Genomic DNA, 19,454 nt, shown 5'->3' with positions numbered 1-19,454 from the left:
ACATTTAGCTACCGAGACTCTATTATTAAGGCGCTGGACATTGTATGAAGTCTTCATTACAGCTTAAATTTAGTCAAAGTCTCACCATGACACCTCAATTGCAGCAAGCGATCCGCTTATTGCAATTATCCACGCTCGATTTGCAACAAGAGATCCAACAAGCGCTCGACTCAAATCCGTTGCTTGAAGTGGAAGAGCCACAAGAAGACCGTAACGAAGAAAGCACACCATCAAGCCCTGAGTCAGAATCCGCTACCACCAGCGAGAGTGAATTCAACGAAGCCGAAGTGCCGGACAGTTCAGAACAATTTGAACAATCCAATATTAGCGAAGATCTTGCTATTGACGCCAGTTGGGAAGATATCTACAGCGCCAATACTGGCAGCACAGGCATAAGTTCGGAAGCTGAATTACCTATCTACCAAGGCGAAACCACCGAAACCTTGCATGATTATCTTGCTTGGCAATTAGAGCTTACCCCTTTTAGTGAAACCGATCGCACTATTGCTTACGCGATTTTAGATGGTCTCGATAATTTCGGCTATCTGACCGAGTCTCTTGAAGATATTCAACAAAGCTTAGGCGACATAGAAATTGAAATCGATGAGATCACGGCAGTATTAAAGCGGATCCAACAATTTGATCCGCTAGGTGTCGCCTCACGCAATCTACAAGAATGTTTATTATTACAACTGGCCACTTTTCCTCAAGATACCCCTTGGTTAACTCAAGCCAAGATGCTACTGGAACAGCATATCGATCAACTTGGCAATCGAGATTATCGACTGATTTATCGCGATACCAAATTAAAAGAAGATGAATTAAAGCAGGTATTGCAACTGATCCAACAGCTCGATCCTCGCCCAGGTAATAGCATCACACCCGATGATACCGAATACGTTGTGCCGGATGTGTCGGTTTTTAAAGAAAAAGGTAAGTGGACGGTTTCCATAAACCCCGACAGTGTGCCACGCTTAAAGGTGAATCAGCAGTATGCGGCAATGGCTAAAGGCAATAACCCAGACAGCCAATACATTCGCGCCCATACTCAAGAAGCTAAATGGTTAATTAAAAGTTTAGAAAGCAGAAATGAGACCTTGCTCAAAGTCGCACGTTGTATTGTTGAACATCAACAAGATTTCTTTGAGTATGGTGAGGAAGCGATGAAACCTATGGTGCTCAATGATATCGCACTCGATGTTGATATGCATGAATCCACCATTTCACGCGTCACCACCCAAAAATACATGCATACCCCGCGTGGTATTTTTGAATTGAAGTATTTCTTCTCAAGCCATGTCAGTACCGAAGCGGGCGGCGAATGTTCATCGACCGCCATTCGCGCACTGATCAAAAAACTGGTGGCAGAAGAAGACACTAAGAAGCCATTAAGTGACAATAAAATTGCGACCCTATTAGTCGCGCAAGGTATTCAAGTCGCACGCCGTACCGTTGCTAAATACCGAGAATCGCTTCACATTGCCCCTTCAAGTCAACGGAAGCGACTGATGTAGATAATTAATTTCTCATAACACCGGCAAACAAAAGGAAATGTCTATGCAAATGAATATTACCGGACACCATGTCGATCTAACAGATGCACTCAACGACTACGTGAATACTAAGTTTCAAAAGCTAGAGCGATTCTTTGAACATATAAACAATACCCATGTCGTATTGCGGGTGGAGAAACAACAACAAATTGCAGAGGCGACCTTACACGTCAATGGTGGAGAAATACACGCCTCATCACAAAATGAAAACATGTATGCTTCAATTGATGAATTGGTCGATAAACTGAGCCGTCAATTAAACAAACACAAAGAGAAACTGAGTAATCACTAACTATGCAATTAAATGAAGTACTTTCTCTGGACTGCAGCAAAAGCGCAGTCCAGTGTACCAGTAAAAAACGCGCTTTAGAGTTGATCAGCGAACTGGCTGCCACTCGCATTGGCCTCGACTCTACTTACTTATTCGAGTGTATGCTAAACCGAGAAAAGGTTGGCACCACTGGCATAGGTAATGGTATCGCCATCCCGCACGGCCGTATTTTAGACAGCGATCAAGCAATTGCCGTCCTACTACAATGTGAACAACCAATTGATTTTGACGCTATAGATAACCGCCCAGTGGATATCCTTTTTGCGTTATTAGTCCCTGATGCACAATGCAAAACACATTTAAAAACATTGGCACTGATGGCAGAAAAACTTAATGACAAAGCGACGCTAAAACAACTGCGTCACGCTCAGTCCGATCAAGAACTCTACGACATAATGATGCAAGGTTAATCATGCAAAGCGAATCTCATCATCCGGATGTGAACAATGAACACAGCAGTAATATGCGTATTATTGTGGTCAGCGGTCAATCTGGTGCAGGCAAAAGTGTCGCCTTACGAGTACTGGAAGATCTTGGTTATTATTGTGTTGATAACTTGCCAGTAAACTTGCTGGATGAATTTGTTGCCTCGGTAAGAAGTAGCGAACAAAATGTCGCGGTCAGCATTGATATCCGCAACTTACCGCAAGATCCAACCGAAGTCTCTCTCACACTCCAACAACTAAAACAAACCCATGATGTTAATGTGCTGTTTTTAGATGCCAATGCCGAAACCTTATTAAAACGTTATAGTGAAACCCGACGTTTACACCCTCTTTCTATCCTCGGCGAACAGCGCTCACTCGAACAAGCGATTGAGCTAGAAAAAAACCTGTTACTTAATTTAAAAGAAGAAGCTGATTTGGTGTTAGACAGCAGTAACCTGTCTCTGCACGAACTGAGCGAAACGGTTCGGATCCGCGTTCAAGGCCGAGAATCAAAAGATCTGGTAATGGTATTTGAATCATTTGGCTTTAAATTTGGCCTGCCTAATGACGCTGATTATGTCTTTGATGTGCGCTTTTTGCCCAATCCTCATTGGTTGCCAGAGTTACGCCCCCTCACTGGCTTAGATCAACCTATCATTGAATTCCTTGAAGCTCAGCCGGACGTATTAGATCTAAACAACAGCATTGAACAATTTATTAGTCAGTGGTTACCCTTACTTGAGAAAAACAATCGCAGTTACTTAACCGTGGCTATCGGCTGTACTGGTGGCAAACATCGCTCGGTTTATATCACCCAAAAATTAGGCGAGCATTTTAAAGCCCTCGGTCATCAAGTTCAGATCCGTCATACTTCACTTGAGAAAAATCGATAATGCCGACCAATGAAACCACTCACACAAATAATTCCATTAAAATGGAGTCTTGTAGCCAAACGGTACTCATCCAAAATCGATTAGGTTTGCATGCTCGCGCGGCAATAAAATTAGTTGAACTCGCGCAAAGTTTTGATGCGCAAGTGACGATCGGCAATGGTGATAAAGAAGTGATCGCCGATGGCGTAATGGGCTTATTGTTACTCGAATCATCCCAAGGTCAGCATGTGACGATTCAAGCCAAGGGCCCACAAGCATCACAAGCACTGGAAGCGGTTTGTGGATTAATTGAACAAAAATTCGACGAAGATGAATAAACCTCGCCAAGATATCTAATTCCGGTTCATTTTTTTTACCTAACAGCAGGAAAGAAATGACAATTCGACCACAATTACGCTAAGATTCAGCTCACAAGTCGCCGACTATTTGGCCCCCCTCACCTTTTTATTTTTCTTTTTGGAGGACTGCATGGCTGAACAATTAGAGTTTGAACTCACCCACCAAACCCTCCAAGAAGTTAGCGAAGCGATCGAAGAAGGTCGTTTTGTCCATGTCCGTCGTCAACTACAGGATATGGAACCAGAAGATATTGCCCATCTTCTCGAAGCCTCACCACATAAAAGCCGTGATGTTTTATGGCAACTGACTGATCCAGAAGATTACGGTGAGATCCTCGACGAACTGTCGGAAGATATAAAAGATAATATCGTATCCAAAATGGCGCCAGAAAAACTGGCCGAAGCCACTGAAGGCATGGATACCGATGATGTCGCTTATGTACTGCGTAGTCTGCCAGATGATATTTCGCGTGAAGTGCTTGACCAAATGGACAGCGCCGATCGTCAACGGGTTGAAACTGCACTGTCTTACCCAGAAGACTCTGCCGGTGGGTTAATGAACACCGACGTTATTACCATTCGTAGTGACGTTGATGTCGATGTGGTATTGCGTTATTTGCGCATGAAAGGCGAATTACCTGAAAATACCGATGCACTTTATGTGGTCGACAGTGACAACAAATTATCCGGACATCTGTCTTTAACCGATCTCTTAACCGCCCAAACCGACACCCCGATCGTCGATATTATGGAAGATGCGGATGAAGCTATTTCGGTCGATACCAGTGATACCGATGTCGCCAGTTTGTTCGAACGTCGTAATTGGGTTTCTGCCCCTGTGGTCGATGCTAATGGGATCTTAGTCGGTCGTATCACCATCGATGATGTGGTCGATGTTATCCGTGAAGATGCCGAGCACTCGATGATGAGTATGGCGGGTTTGGATGATGATGAAGATACCTTTGCCCCTGTAGTAAAGTCCGTTCGTCGGCGTAGTATCTGGCTCGGTGCCAATGTACTGGCTGCACTGGCCGCCGCATCGGTATCGAATATGTTTGAAGGTACATTAGCGCAAATGGCATCGGTGGCGGTATTAATGACCATAGTGCCATCAATGGGTGGTGTGGCCGGTAATCAAACCGTCGCGCTGGTTATTCGTGGTTTAGCCTTGGGTCACATCGGTAGCACCAACCAACGCTCTTTACTGTTCAAAGAGGCCGCGATTGGTCTGCTGAATGGTATCTTATGGGCCATCATTATTGGTGGTATCGTGATGCTATGGAAAGGCAGTATTGTGCTGGGCTTAATTATGTCGGTTGCTATGCTTGCCAACCTATTAGCCGCCGGTATTGCTGGGGTAAGTATTCCAATATTACTCAAAAAGATGAACATTGATCCTGCTCTGGCCGGAGGAATGGCGCTCACGACGGTTACCGATATGGTGGGCTTGTCGGCGTTCTTAGGCTTAGCCAGTTTGATGATTAAGCTGAATTTAATTTAAACAAAACACGGGACGAGAATTTATCTAACTCGTCCCTCGTACCGAGATGACGCCGATTTAGATTAAACCGCCAACGTTTTATTCACCCGCGACTTTCATTGATTCAATCAAAATTGACCCCGTTTGAATTTGTGAGCGCGTTTCAATATCACTGCCAACCGCAACCATATTGGTAAACATATTCTGTAAGTTACCGGCAATGGTAATTTCAGACACTGGGAATTGGATTTCGCCATTTTCAACCCAGAAACCCGCCGCGCCGCGAGAATAATCACCAGTCACCATATTGACGCCTTGGCCCATCAACTCTGTCACCACAAGGCCAGTACCTAGCATTTTAAGCATACCAGCAAAGTCTGGGCCGTTAGTTTGCACAAACCAGTTGTGAATGCCACCGGCGTGCCCTGTTGGAGTCATATTCATCTTACGCGCTGCATAACTAGTAAGTAGGTAAGTCGATAACACGCCATCAGTAATGATTTGTTTATCTTGGGTAAAGACCCCTTCACTATCAAATGCACTCGAGGCTAAACCACGCAGTACATGCGGTTTTTCAGCCACATTAAACCACTCAGGTAAAATAGTCTCACCCAGTTTATCAAGCAAAAATGATGATTTACGGTATAAATTGCCGCCGCTGATCGCCATCACTAAATGGCCAAGCAAACCGGTGGCGACATCGGCTTGAAATAACACCGGATATTGACCCGTTTTTACTCGCTGCGCATCCAAACGACTAACGGTTTTTTCTGCCGCCTCCAAACCAACTTGTTCTGGAGTCCACAGGGCACCTTTATGACGCGCCATGGTGTAACTGTAATCGCGTTCCATCTCGCCATTTTTGCCTGCGCCAATCACGCTACAGCTTAAACTGTGACGACTAGAAGCATTGCTGGCAATCAAACCGTGGCTGTTACCATAAACACGAATACCGTAATGGCTGTCATAACTTGCGCCATCACTTTGTTTGATCTTATCGCTATAAGCTAGTGCCGCTTGTTCCGCACGAATAGCCAACTCTGCCGCATGATCAGGGTTGGGCTCATCAGGGTGAAATAAATCCAAGTCTAGAATTTCTTTTACCATCAATTCTTTTGGAGCCGGTCCCGCACACGGATCTTTTGAAGTATAACGTGCAATATCTAACGCCGCTTCAACCGCTTTTTGAATCGCGGCATCACTTAAATCCGATGTCGATGCACTGCCTTTGCAATGATCGCGATACACCGTAATGCCTAATGCACCGTCACTATTAAATTCAACGTTCTCCACTTCGCAGTCGTGGCTAGAAACACTGATACCAGTCGTTTTTGTGATCGCCACTTCAACCGCATCGGCGCTGACTTTCGCCATTTCCAATGCTTTTGATACTGCGATTTCTAATTCAATTTTCTGTTGAGCGATCTGTTGTTTTGCGTCCATAACGAGTCTTATTCATCTTTTTTTGAATTAATTACGCTTAGAATAACAAGCTTTTCACTTTATCCCCATAATTCTTGCTAAAATACCCAGTAAGTTCACCAAATAAGTAGAAAATTATGGCTCGTAAGAATCAAAAAGCGCCTTGGGAAGAAGAAGAGGAAATCATCTGGGTCAGTAAAACCGAGATGAAAGAAGATATGAACGCCTTGCAAGCATTGGGCGAAGAGTTAGTTGGCTTAAAAGCATCATCGTTAGATAAGTTTCCGATCAGTGATGATTTACGCCATGCTATCGACAATGCACAACGCTTCAAAAACGAAGCGAAACGTCGTCAACTGCAATACATTGGCAAATTGATGCGTCAGATTGATCCTGCGCCAATTCAAGCTGAGCTGGATAAACTGCGTAACAAGCACTCACAAGCGACTGCAGAATTGCACAAGCTAGAGCAAACGCGTGATCGCATCGTGGTCGATGTTGATCCTGCGATTGAAGAAGTAATGGCAGAATATCCAAACGCTGATCGCCAACGCTTACGTCAATTGGCTCGCCAAGCGCAAAAAGAAAAAGGCAGCAATAAGCCGCCAAAAGCATCGCGTGAAATCTTCCAAATCCTAAAAGAATTGAAAGAAGAAGCGGCAGAGAAAAAGCTCGAACAAAACGATCTTTAGAAGGCTGGTTTTTACCGGTTTTCAGTTTTAATATTTTCGGGTTTTAAGATATCCGTAAATGCGAGCAACAAAAAAGCGATCCTACAAGGATCGCTTTTTTTATGGCTATATTCTTAAGCACAACGGCGTTAACACCATAGCAAAAATTACAACAAAGCAGATCACGGATAACTCGTGCCTCGCTTCCGAGATGACGCCTATTTTAGCTGTAAGTCGCTGTAACCCTGAGTTAATGCCATAGAAAAAACCACGTCATTCCATGCGTGAGCCTAAGCGAATAGACAGGGAATCTCGCTTTTACTGCGTACCACCTACGGTAATTGCATCTAGCTTCAACGTCGGTTGACCTACGCCCACTGGCACGCTTTGTCCAGCTTTACCACACACGCCAACGCCTTTATCAATCGCCAAATCATTGCCGACCATAGACACTTGCTGCATCGCTTCAATGCCCGAACCGACTAAGGTTGCGCCTTTCACTGGGCGAGTGATTTTACCATCTTCAATTAAATACGCTTCTGAAGCTGAGAACACAAACTTACCTGAAGTAATATCGACTTGTCCGCCACCAAAGTTAGGCGCGTATAAGCCCTTTTTGATGGTTGAAATGATTTCTTCTGGGGTATGCTCACCTGGCAGCATGTAGGTATTGGTCATGCGCGGCATTGGTAAATGCGCATAAGATTCACGACGACCATTACCGGTTGGCGCCACGCCCATTAAACCGGCATTGTGCTTATCTTGCATATAACCTTTCAATACTCCATTTTCGATCAAGGTATTGTATTGTCCTGCCACGCCTTCATCATCGATATTAATTGAGCCGCGTAGATCTTTTAAAGTGCCATCATCCACAATGGTGCACAGATCTGATGTCACTTTCTGGCCAAGTTTACCCGAGAAAACCGATGACTCTTTACGGTTAAAATCCCCTTCCAAACCATGCCCTACTGCTTCATGCAATAACACCCCCGGCCAACCTGCGCCCAAAACAATTGGCATGGTGCCAGCCGGAGCTTCATCGGCATCTAAATTAACCAATGCTTGACGAATGGCTTCATCAGCAAAATGCAGCGCCACCGATTTATCGCCATCTTGTTGTAAAAACGCTTGATAACCATAACGACCGCCACCACCTGCGCTACCACGTTCACGTTTATCACCACGTTGCACTAACACGCTAATGGATAGACGTACTAAAGGACGCACATCACCAGCATAAGTCCCATCAGTAGCCGCGACTAACACTTGCTCATAAACGCCATTAATGCTGACAGAGACTTCTTGGATCAGCGGCTCTTTACTGCGAACGTACGCATCAATCTCTTTTAGTAATTCAATCTTCTGCTGCTTATCCAAGCTGTCTAATGGATTAACCGCTTGATACGTTTGCGGCGTCACCACTTTTGAAAACGCTTTAACACTGGCCGATTGACCTTGTTGAGCGATACCACGCGCGGCAATAGCACTTTGTTTTAAACCATTAAGATCGATTTGATCGGAATAAGCAAAACCGGTTTTTTCACCTGAGATAGCGCGAATACCCACCCCTCGGTCAATATTAAATGAACCATCTTTAATGATGCTATCTTCTAGCACCAAAGACTCATGCCAGCTCGATTGAAAATACACATCGGCATAATCAATTTGACGAGTGGCAATACTTTCTAGTGTATGTTGAATATCACTGTCGGTTAACCCTGTTGGGGCTAATAATGCTTGCTCTACTGTATTTAAAGTCATAGGTGCTCTGTTAGTTCTTTGGGTCTGTCGATGTGTTTTTTTCAGACCGAGTAATTAGCTGACAGTCGAATCGTTGATGCTGCATAACCGGCATACGGGTTCGAATATCTTCATTTAATTTGGTATCAATGTTAACGATTAAGTGTCCGGCTGTCTCGGATAAACTGGCAACAATATTGCCCCACGGATCAACCACCATTGAATGACCCCATGTTTCTCGTCCGCAAGGGTGAATTCCGGTTTGCCCGACCGCCACAATCCAGCATTGGGTTTCAATCGCTCGCGCGCGTAATAATACTTGCCAGTGTGCTTGTCCGGTCGGTTTGGTAAAGGCGGCTGGCACCACAATCACTTGCGCACCTTGTTGCCTTAATGCATTAAATAATGATGGGAAACGCACGTCATAACAAATAGATAAACCGATATTGGCAAAAGGAGTTTGCGCTACCACGACTCTATTACCCGCCAAGAAAGTATCAGACTCTCGATAATTGTGATGAGCATCCGCTACATCGACATCGAACAAATGCAATTTATCGTAATCAGCATGCAAGCTTCCACAAGCAGAGAATACCAAGCAAGTGGTTTTGATTTCATCGCCATCTTGGATAGGAAACGAACCCACCACTAACCACATTTGATATTGCTTGGCCAATTGGGCTAATTGGGCTTGGATAGGGCCATTATTTAAGCGCTCTGCAAACTTGCGGTAATCAGACTTACAACCAAACACCAAGGCATTTTCAGGCACGATCGCCCAAGCTACTTGCTGTTGTTGTAATATGTTGAGTTCAGCTTCAATGCTGTTCAAATTTACCTCAGGATCGGGGCCTGAAGTCATTTGGATTAACCCTACCTTTGCCATGGTCCGCTCCTTTCCTTAGAACTCGATCGCCGTATTGCTTCTTAGATGATAATAATAACCTATGCCCAAAGTAATCGAAGCTGTAACTTAGATAATAAGATTACCGCTTTAAGTACCAGGGGGGTTATTTCTTGTCTTCGTTTAGCTTGTACTCACCCTTACTACGCGAGATTTCTTTTACATCTGGCGCATCGAGCGGGCCTTTGATTGAGTATTGCACCTTGGTAAATACATCCACCACTGGCGATAAAACTTTGGTTAAGGCAAAGACGGCTAAGGCGGCTTGTGGGGTAACCGCAAACGCTGCCACAATGGGAATACTGGAGGTTAAATCTGGATAAAAAGTGACTTCAGCATCGACTAAGCGAGTGTTTAAATCCGCTGAACCACGTAATTTTAGATCCCCTGCCGAACCATCCATCACTAAGTCATTAGTGACGAATACCCCTTTCTTCATTTTTCCGGTGCCTTTAATCGAATCAAAGGTCATACCATCATCAAATACGCCGGTGAAATCGAGCTTCATTTTGCGAATAATAGAATCTAAGCTAAATAAGCCGAGTAGACGCGCCGCGCCATTGACATCGGTGATCACACCATCTTTAAACTCACTGGATAAATTGCCCTGTAAAGTATCAGTCTTCATTGACCAAGGCGCACCATCCCAATCGGCGGAAGTATCAATAACAAACGAGGCTTTTTGCACACCTGAGCTGATCCCAAAACGCGCCATCACCTCGGAGTTATTATCTCCGGTTAAGTTGACCTTAAAGTTAGAATGGCTTTTATCGCCGGCCAATTGCCACCAGCCGCTGGACTTCAAGTGGTTAGAGCCGGTTTTTAAATCTAAGGTCTTCCATACTAACTTGTCTTTATCGTGCTGTATTTGCATATTGACGGTGCCGACTTTATAACCTTGCAGCCACAAATCGGAAATTTTCAAATCAAGATTTGGCATCGACTTATGGAACTGACGGTCAAAATCACTGATCAACGGATCATCCTTACCAAGATCACTGATTAAGGTTTTCTTTTCCGATTGCTCCCATTGCGGCACAAAAATATGCGCGCTACTTAAATTGACTCGTAAATCTTTTTTATTCACAAACTGGCCGGAACCAACCGCTTCGCTACTGTTGAGGTTCATTTGCCATTGCTTGGTTTGATGTACCGCTAAAAATTTGAGGTTATGCCAATCTAAATCCGCCAACTTTAAGGTCTTAGTCGTAATGTGTACATTTTCTGGCATTGGTAGTACTGGGAAATTGATTTCAGCTTTTTCTGTTTTCTTTTCAACTTCCGTATTTACTGGCGTTTTAGCTGCTGACGTTTTAGCTGCTTGAGTTTTACTTAGCGACGTCTTGGCGGGTATGGTTGGTTTGGCATCGGGTACGACCGGTTTTAACGCCACGTTATGCTCACCATCCATCAAGAAATCAATCCATTTGTCAGCATCAAATTTAGGGGTATTTATTGCGAAATAATTGCCGCCAATTGGGCTAACCTTAAAGTCCCCTTTACCGACAATAAAGTTACTCGCTTTGATCACTGGCGTAGATGGACGAATATCAATATCGGCTTGATACTTAGCCGTTGGCAAGGTAATACGCGCCGAAACATGTTCTTGATCACCCGCAGCTTGCATTCTAGCCTTGCCTTTCAAACCTAAGCCTTTTCCTAATGGCGCAGGGTAGCTGCTAGTGACATATTCAAGATCCGCTTGGCTGTCTATTTGGTAAGTAAAGCCAACATCATTAAGATTCAGATCGAGATTTAGGTTCCATGGTGCGCTACCATTAAGCGGTTTTAACCAAGGCGATGGGATAGCTTTTTGCAGCTTAGTTAAGCTGGTTTCGCCCAACACATCAACATCGACCCCATAACCACCCGCTTGATTTTGCCCAGTAAAATCGAGCGAAATTGGCTGATCCAGCAAGTTCGCTTTAATACCTTTTGCTTTAACTACATCATTATCAAAAGTAATTCGACCAGATGCTTTGGTTAAATCAATCGGTGGGCTTTGTACTGAGATCGGGCTATCCTTCAAATCTGCATAACCCCAAGCTCGAGCATTACCACCATCAAATGGAATGTTAAGTTTAAATGTTGATGTCACCGGACCACTAACTTGTACCGCCGAAAGCGCAGCGCCAACAGAATCCACTAGCGGGGTTGCCAGCATGTAATCACGCACATCCTTACCGTCAGCTTTGGCTTTAGCGGTAATTTCAATGTGGCCATCAGGTGCAAGGCTTGGGATCTTACCGGTAATGCGTTCGGCGTCCACTCCCATTAATTTAGCGGAATGAGAATCCAAATACATAGCGTCATTTTCAAATAATAAATTCAACTGTAAATTAGTGATCGCAGGCCATGCGGTATCGAAACTAAATTTGGCATTTTTAAGTCCAACCCCGATTTGAAATATTCCATCATGATTATGATAAGGGAAGGTACTTAATGGGCCATACCAAATCAGTTTTGCTGTTTTCGCGGTGCCGCCTTGGATCGCTGCGGATAAATAATCGGTCAGATCGCGCCCTAATGCTAATGTCGGCAAATAACGCCAAGTTTCACCCGCATTAAGTACATCAGCTTCAGCATAAAAAGAGAGGAATGGGGATTTTTCTTTGGGGAAGTCCAACCTAAATGCCCCGACTGCTTTTAGATCTGGCGTACTGACTTCCACTTTATCAGCCCATAACTTCCAACCACTATTATCGCTTTGCCACACTAAATTAACGGCGCTATCTTTGATACGTAACGGGGCTTGGAATACCTCACCATAAGGCAGTTCATCATCTTTGATACTGGCTTTAATTGAGGTGGTATTTTTATTACCACTAATCTTGGCACTCAGCTTATGAAAACCAGGCAGCAAATCGTGTTGCTTGATGCTGCCATCGGTCAAGGTGGCAGAATAGGTCAATTTTTTTTGATCGCGCGGAATATCAACCCGAATATCGGTTAATAATCCCGTAGGTTGAAGTTGCTTAATAAAGTCATCGTTTGATTTTTGATCGGCAAGCAAGGTAACAAAAGGCGTGAGTTTATCCACTTCTATTTGAGACACATTAATCGCAAAGGTTTTAGGTTGCCAATCAAGGGAAAACTTCGGCGCTAACCATGTTTTACCATCGGTTTGAATATCAAATTGCTGACCTTGAACCGCCCAGCCTTTATTCACTGGTTTAAGTTTTAGCACGCCATGATTAATCACTAATTGGTGAGCAGTTTTATCCTCGCCCCAGCGTAAATTAGAGGATTGCAACTCTACCAATGCATCGGTTGGCTTGCCTTGTTTTAAGGTTAGCCAGCCATTGACACTGACTCTACCTGAATGAATAGTAGTTCTCTCTTTCAAGAATTTCGTCATCCATGGGGTAATACGGATATTTTGTGCCGAGACAAAAAAATCCCCATCGAGATAGCGAAGGTCACCATGTTCGGTAAAATTGGCAATCACTGAAACTTTATTTAAATTGACCCCAGCAATACTTAACACTCCTTCAGCCTTGTGATGGTTGTTATTATTTTGGAAGCGTAAACGGTCAATATCTAACTGACGAACATCCCCACTCGGGGCTAAATAGATCACCGACGAGTCGAGCACCGAAAATGAACCTAATTGCTTTAAAAAAACATCTTTAATTTGTTTTAATAACTTAGGATTACTTGATTCAGTTTCTACCGCCTTTGATGGTTCGTCTTTATTTGGAATGATCGACCAGCGGCTAACATCGGCTTGCAGACTTTGAATGGTAACGTTATCTAATTTTGGCTGCCAATGAATCAATGAAGAATAGAGATCCAATTTAAGATCGCTTCGACCAACGGTAACAATCGGGACTTGCTCACCAGGTAAAACAACCTTTACATTTTTTAACGCTAAAGAAGGGGTCAGGTTTTCCCAATAACCTTTAATGCTTCCAACTTGTACCTGAACACCCGTAGATTGAAAGATTTTAGATTCAATTTCTCCACGGTATTGATTGAGGTTAGGCAGAAAAACACGCAAAGCTATGACGATGACCGCCAATAAAACCGCGCCAGTTAATACTATCCATAATAAAGAACGCCAAAGGCGGGTGGCAAAGGTCACAGCTTACTCCATTACATCATGACAACGTCAAATTGCTCTTGTACATACAAAGGCTCAATTTGAATTTTCACTTGTTTTCCAATAAAGACTTCTAGCTCAGCCAAGGCGTGTGATTCATCACCTTGCAATGTTTCTGCTACCGCTGGCGCTGCATACACCACAAAGTTATCTGCATCATAAGCACGGTTAACTCGAGTAATTTCACGTAATACTTCAAAACAAACCGTCTCAACCGTTTTGACTGTGCCGCGACCTTTGCAGGTTGGGCAACCACCACATAGAACATGTTCAATACTCTCGCGTGTTCTTTTACGAGTCATCTCCACTAAGCCTAATTGAGTAAAACCATTAATATTGGTCTTCACTCGATCTGTCGCTAACGCTTGCTCTAATGATAGAATAACACGTTGGCGGTGCTCATTTTCCATCATATCAATAAAATCGATAATGATGATACCGCCCAAATTACGTAAACGAAGCTGACGAGCAATAGCCTGAGTGGCTTCAACATTGGTATTAAAAATCGTGTCTTCTAAATTACGACGCCCAACAAATGCGCCGGTATTTATATCAACCGTGGTCATGGCTTCGGTTTGATCGATGATCAAATAGCCGCCAGATTTTAGTTCGACTTTACGATCGAGCGAACGTTGAATTTCATTTTCCGCATCGTACAAGTCAAAAATCGGTTTATCACCACCGTACAACTCTAAACGCTCGGTTAACTCTGGCACATATTCAGTGGTAAACTCTTGCAGGCTTTCAAACGCTAAACGCGAATCGACCTGAATCTTAGTAATTTCAGTGCCAACGAAGTCGCGTAAAATTCGCTGAGCCAGACCAAGCTCACCATACAGCATGGTTTTACTTTTATATTTACTGCGACGCTCAATGATTTTCTGCCATAACCGTTTTAGAAATGCAGCATCTTGGGCTAATTCATCGCTGTCAGCGGCATCTGCTGCGGTACGAATAATAAAACCACCATTATCATCACAATAAGGTAAAACAATTTTCTTTAAGCGATTACGTTCAGCTTCATCATCAATACGTTGAGACACCCCAACATGTGCAGCCCCTGGCATAAATACTAGATAACGAGAAGGGAGTGTAATATCGGTGGTTAAACGTGCTCCTTTGGTACCAAGCGGATCTTTCACCACTTGCACCACAATATCTTGCCCTTGGCGTACCAGTTGCGAAATATCTAATACTTGAAATTGTTTCTTTTCGTTTTCCGCCACACATTCCGTATGCGGTACGATATCTGAGGCATGTAAGAACGCCGCTTTATCTAAACCAATATCGACAAATGCCGCTTGCATACCAGGTAATACTCGACTGACCTTGCCTTTATAAATATTGCCAACAATGCCTCGGCGAGCTTCACGCTCAATGTGTACTTCTTGCAATTGCCCAAACTCAATCATCGCAACTCGGGTTTCACTTGGGGTGACATTTATTAATAACTCTGCACTTACACTCATGTGCGCCTCATAATCTTATAGGAAATCACTTAACAGCAAATCGGTTTCCATTAAAGGTAACCCCATCACGGCGTGATAGCTACCTTCGATTCGAGAAACGAAACGTCCTCCAATACCTTGAATACCATAACTGCCCGCTTTATCACACGGTTCACCACTGTGCCAATAGGCTTGTATTTCTGCTTCTGTTAGTGGTTTGAAACACACGTCTGTGATTACGGTTGTTGTTTTAAATTTTTGCTCGGTTGCTACCGTGACCGCAGTCATAACTTGATGTTTGCGGTTGGAAAGCTGTTGCAACATACGTTTGCTATCATTGTAATCGACTGGCTTTTCTAATACTTGTTGATCTATCACAACGATAGTATCTGCCCCGAGTACAGGCAACGATAATTGAGGGTTTTGCACTTGAGATAACACTAATCCGGCTTGAGCTTTTTCACGCGACAAACGCGCCACATAATCTTGTGGACGTTCTTCTGGTTGCTGCTGCTCTTCTATATTGGGGATGATAATATCAAATTGATAACCCAGCAAAGTGAGCAGCTCTTTACGGCGTGGTGAACCTGAAGCGAGAAGAAATGAAGAAGACATACGGAGCCTCGGTGAGGTGGATTATATTTAGCTTAAAATGTGTCATTCGATACGCGAGTGGAACAATAAAAACGTCATTCCATACGCGAGTCGAACGAGCAGATAGGGAATCTGCTTTTAACGCATATGCCAATGGCGGCGGAAGCGTCTTAATAACAAGAACATCCACGGCCATAGAATTGCATTCACTAAGCCTGCCCATAAGTAGTGGGCATCAAAATGAACATCGGTTATCAAAAACTCACCAAAAAACTCAATAAATTCAGCTAATACTGTAATTAAACCAATCACGACCGCTTGTTGCCATAGCGCCATGTTACGAAGAACTTGGAAGTTCAACGCCACAATATACGCCACAATTGACATCACTAAGCCATGAATACCGAGCGTAGAACCAATCACCAAATCCCACAGTAGGCCAACAATTAATGCCGATCCTACATTCACTCGATGTGGCAGGGCTAAAATCCAATAACTGATAATTAAAATAACCCAACTTGGGCGCAGCATCTCTAATGGACCAGGCCAAGGAATGGCTTGAAAAATTAAGGCTATCAGCAATGAACACCAAATAATGACTTTGGTACGGAGAATATTATTGCTCATTATTCACCGCCTGATCGGATTTCAATATGGTTTGAGCTTGCTGTTGACGGGCTTGATCGGGCCACACTAAAAGTAAATAGCGCAAACGATCAAATTCTACTACCGGTTTGGCCTTGATCTCAGCAAAGGGACGACGATTATCATTCTTAACGCTAGTGACATACCCAACAGGATAACCTTCAGGGTAACGACCACCAAGGCCAGAAGTGACTAACAAATCGCCAGTTTGAATATCAGTACTTGTAGGAACATCTTCCAATTGAATTGAATCAATATCGCCACTGCCCGATGCAATCACCCGAATATCATTTCTTAAAACTTGTACCGGGATAGAGCTATTACTGTCGGTAAGTAACAATACGCGACTGTTATGTGCTGAAACATTAATTATTTGGCCGACGATACCTTTTTCATTAATCACCGGTTGGCCTTCATAGACACCATCAGTGCGACCTTTATTGATCACTACTTGATGACTGTAAGGTGAAGAATCGACCGCCATAACTTCGGTGACGATTTTCTTTTCATCACGTACGTAAGGCGAACCTAATAACTCACGTAAATGCGTATTTTCTTCTTTATATTGCTTTAATAATAAGGCATCACTTTTTAAGATTAGCACCTCATTTTTTAACGCATTATTGTTATCTACCAACGTTTTGAGGCTATTAAAACGCTCATACATACCGTCAAACATACTGCGAGGTAAGTTAGCCGTATATTGCAGAGGCGAGACCGTACTATTGAGTAAATAACGGACGTGAGAAAAGGTATCTAAACGACTATCTGCCAGCATTAAGCTAGCAGATACAACCAATGCGAAGAATAATCGCAACTGTAAGGATGGGCCGCGGCCAAAAATCAATTTCATGCAAACAAGCCAGTCTCTTTATCAATCAGAAGATTATTCTTCACTGAAAAGATCACCACCGTGCATATCAATCATTTCTAACGCTTTACCACCACCCAATGCAACACAGGTAAGGGGTTCGTCAGCAACAACAACAGGAATACCGGTTTCTTCCATCAATAAACGATCAATATCTTTTAGTAGCGCGCCGCCACCGGTTAATACCATACCGTTTTCAGAGATATCAGAAGCAAGTTCTGGCGGACATTGCTCAAGAGCAACCATGACCGCAGAAACAATACCCGAAAGTGGCTCTTGCAATGCTTCTAGTATTTCATTTGAATTCAAGGTAAAGCTACGTGGAACACCTTCCGCTAGGTTACGACCGCGCACTTCCATTTCAAGCACTTCATCGCCAGGGTAGCCTGAACCAATTTCGTGTTTGATTTTTTCTGCTGTGGCTTCACCAATTAAGCTGCCGTAGTTACGACGAACGTAGTTAATGATCGCTTCATCAAAACGATCACCACCGATACGAACAGAAGAGGAATACACCACACCATTTAGTGAAATAACCGCAACTTCGGTCGTACCACCACCAATATCGACCACCATAGAACCGGTTGGCTCTGACACGCGCAGACCAGCGCCAATTGCCGCAGCCATTGGTTCATCGATAAGATAAACCTCTCGCGCGCCCGCACCTAATGCTGACTCACGAATAGCACGGCGTTCAACTTGGGTAGAACCACAAGGAACACATACTAATACACGTGGGCTAGGTTTTAATACACTGTTATCGTGCACTTGTTTGATGAAGTGCTGTAGCATTTTTTCAGTCACGTAGAAGTCAGCAATTACGCCATCTTTCATTGGACGAATAGCTGAGATATTGCCAGGAGTACGACCTAACATTAACTTGGCTTCATGACCGACTGCAGCAACCGTTTTAGTGGTACCGTTACGATCTTGACGGATCGCAACAACAGAAGGTTCATCAAGAACGATGCCTTGACCTTTTACATAAATGAGGGTGTTAGCAGTACCAAGATCGATAGAAAGATCATTCGAAAACATACCACGAAGTTTCTTAAACATATTCTTCGTTATCCTAAGAGCAATAGAAGGAAATAAAATTGTGCTAAATGTACCAATGCCTCGCACTGTCGGCAAGTAATAACCACCAACCACCTAACAATAGTGCGTATTCTTACAAAAAGTTAACTCAATGAGGTTAATTTTTATAATTATTAGTAAATAAAAGACCATTAATAGGCAATTAAGTTCGGCTCACCACGGTAAATTATTCGGTCGTTACCTCGGTAAGCACCAAAGTTCACTACCGTCGAGGGTCTTCATCGCCTAAGTTACGCCAGTTAAATTGTAGCCAAGGTTGAGCTTGTTCATCATCGTCTCTTTTGGCACTCCAGTCACCACACTGGGTTTGATTTAATGTAGCGTCGGGTAAAGGCAAAGCGCTGTTCATCCCTATCGAGTCATCGCCTTGACGTAAAAATATTCGCGCCATTTCACGCTGACTATTGGCTTGTTCAGCATTAACAATATCACTGCTACCAGTCACAACGCTTTCCACTCCTTCTGGATCACTGCTTAACGCTGCGCTGCTATTCTCTACATTGCTCATCACACAATAAATACTGGCATCAAAATCACTGCCGCTATCGTCCTCATTGCGAACAAAAGACTTACCATTCCAGTACTCAGCGCGCAACGGAACTTGGACCGAACCACCTTGCGGGCCACTGACATTATCCAACGTCATGCGGCCATAACGGAAATCAGGAGCAGTATCAAATGGCATAGCGCGATCATCATCTGCATCGTCTGCATCGTCTGCATCGTCTGGAACTATAAAGCTTTCATTACCATTTGTATTAGCATCAAAATCAAAATTAACATTATCCTCCGTTGGATCGGTAACTGGCTTTGTTGCGTAATTCGATGGAACTAAATGTGAAACTGACGATCAGATCGTTTACTCCCCACTAAACCATCGATATTCATGCCAAAACCTCGTTATAAGACCAAAAACTGGAAGTTATATAATCA

16 protein-coding genes and 1 pseudogene are annotated in these 19,454 nt (G+C 43.6%); 7 read left to right on the top strand and 10 right to left on the bottom strand.

The annotated features are described in order from the left end of the window. The first annotated feature begins 44 nt into the window (after window positions 1-44). The 6 genes from HC723_RS06970 (at window position 45) to mgtE (ending at window position 5,044) form a co-directional block, all read left to right on the top strand. A complete protein-coding gene (locus HC723_RS06970; RefSeq protein ID WP_153446171.1) occupies window positions 45-1,514 on the top strand; it encodes an RNA polymerase factor sigma-54 in 1,470 nt (489 codons plus the stop codon). Between the two features lie 43 nt (window positions 1,515-1,557). Continuing rightward, window positions 1,558-1,845 carry a ribosome hibernation promoting factor gene (hpf, locus tag HC723_RS06965; protein ID WP_153446169.1) on the top strand — a complete coding sequence of 96 codons (288 nt, stop codon included), beginning with the start codon at window positions 1,558-1,560 and terminating at the stop codon, window positions 1,843-1,845. Between the two features lie 2 nt (window positions 1,846-1,847). Beyond that, a complete protein-coding gene (gene ptsN / locus HC723_RS06960; RefSeq protein ID WP_190338611.1) occupies window positions 1,848-2,294 on the top strand; it encodes a PTS IIA-like nitrogen regulatory protein PtsN in 447 nt (148 codons plus the stop codon). A 53-nt stretch (window positions 2,295-2,347) separates the two neighbouring features. After that, window positions 2,348-3,205 (top strand): RNase adapter RapZ, encoded by an 858-nt coding sequence (gene rapZ / locus HC723_RS06955; protein WP_190338646.1) that lies wholly within the window; start codon window positions 2,348-2,350, stop codon window positions 3,203-3,205. A 41-nt stretch (window positions 3,206-3,246) separates the two neighbouring features. Next, window positions 3,247-3,522, top strand: coding sequence for an HPr family phosphocarrier protein (locus HC723_RS06950; protein ID WP_153448109.1), 276 nt, complete (start codon window positions 3,247-3,249; stop codon window positions 3,520-3,522). A gap of 151 nt (window positions 3,523-3,673) precedes the next feature. Continuing rightward, entirely contained in the window at window positions 3,674-5,044 is a 1,371-nt protein-coding gene (gene mgtE / locus HC723_RS06945) for a magnesium transporter (RefSeq protein ID WP_190338610.1), read from the top strand. 78 nt (window positions 5,045-5,122) lie between these two features. On the opposite strand, the gene pmbA is transcribed toward mgtE, so the two are convergent. Then, window positions 5,123-6,466, bottom strand: a complete 1,344-nt coding sequence (pmbA, locus tag HC723_RS06940; RefSeq protein ID WP_153446165.1) for a metalloprotease PmbA — start codon at window positions 6,464-6,466, stop codon at window positions 5,123-5,125. Window positions 6,467-6,582: 116 nt separating this feature from the next. On the opposite strand from pmbA, the gene yjgA reads away from it, so the two are divergent. Beyond that, a complete protein-coding gene (gene yjgA / locus HC723_RS06935) occupies window positions 6,583-7,137 on the top strand; it encodes a ribosome biogenesis factor YjgA (RefSeq protein ID WP_153446164.1) in 555 nt (184 codons plus the stop codon). 297 nt (window positions 7,138-7,434) lie between these two features. Here yjgA and tldD read toward each other — a convergent pair whose 3' ends face one another. The 9 genes and pseudogenes from tldD to HC723_RS06890 form a co-directional block, all read right to left on the bottom strand. After that, window positions 7,435-8,880, bottom strand: coding sequence for a metalloprotease TldD (gene tldD / locus HC723_RS06930; RefSeq protein WP_190338609.1), 1,446 nt, complete (start codon window positions 8,878-8,880; stop codon window positions 7,435-7,437). A gap of 10 nt (window positions 8,881-8,890) precedes the next feature. Beyond that, window positions 8,891-9,745, bottom strand: a complete 855-nt coding sequence (locus HC723_RS06925; RefSeq protein WP_190338608.1) for a carbon-nitrogen hydrolase family protein — start codon at window positions 9,743-9,745, stop codon at window positions 8,891-8,893. A gap of 124 nt (window positions 9,746-9,869) precedes the next feature. Further along, complete coding sequence (locus HC723_RS06920) at window positions 9,870-13,847, bottom strand: YhdP family protein (RefSeq protein WP_190338607.1); 3,978 nt, start codon at window positions 13,845-13,847, stop codon at window positions 9,870-9,872. An 11-nt stretch (window positions 13,848-13,858) separates the two neighbouring features. Then, window positions 13,859-15,334 (bottom strand): ribonuclease G, encoded by a 1,476-nt coding sequence (gene rng / locus HC723_RS06915; protein WP_153446157.1) that lies wholly within the window; start codon window positions 15,332-15,334, stop codon window positions 13,859-13,861. Window positions 15,335-15,349: 15 nt separating this feature from the next. Beyond that, the gene (locus HC723_RS06910) at window positions 15,350-15,928 is read right to left on the bottom strand and encodes a Maf family protein (RefSeq protein ID WP_153446155.1); all 579 of its coding nucleotides are present in this window, start codon (window positions 15,926-15,928) and stop codon (window positions 15,350-15,352) included. Window positions 15,929-16,045: 117 nt separating this feature from the next. After that, window positions 16,046-16,534 carry a rod shape-determining protein MreD gene (mreD, locus tag HC723_RS06905; protein ID WP_190338606.1) on the bottom strand — a complete coding sequence of 163 codons (489 nt, stop codon included), beginning with the start codon at window positions 16,532-16,534 and terminating at the stop codon, window positions 16,046-16,048. Beyond that, window positions 16,524-17,405, bottom strand: coding sequence for a rod shape-determining protein MreC (gene mreC / locus HC723_RS06900; RefSeq protein WP_190338605.1), 882 nt, complete (start codon window positions 17,403-17,405; stop codon window positions 16,524-16,526). The genes mreD and mreC overlap by 11 nt, the downstream gene beginning before the upstream one ends. Before the next feature lie 33 nt (window positions 17,406-17,438). Next, window positions 17,439-18,482: a rod shape-determining protein gene (locus HC723_RS06895; protein WP_153446150.1), complete on the bottom strand. Its 1,044-nt coding sequence runs from the start codon at window positions 18,480-18,482 to the stop codon at window positions 17,439-17,441. A gap of 170 nt (window positions 18,483-18,652) precedes the next feature. Next, window positions 18,653-19,263: pseudogene (locus HC723_RS06890) on the bottom strand (DUF6701 domain-containing protein); the annotation flags it as partial. Between the last annotated feature and the right edge of the window lie 191 nt (window positions 19,264-19,454).

The sequence above is a fragment of the Vibrio sp. S11_S32 genome, from assembly GCF_014694465.1.
Taxonomy (GTDB): Bacteria; Pseudomonadota; Gammaproteobacteria; order Enterobacterales; family Vibrionaceae; genus Vibrio; species Vibrio algicola.
This window is presented reverse-complemented; position numbering and strand designations above follow the sequence as displayed.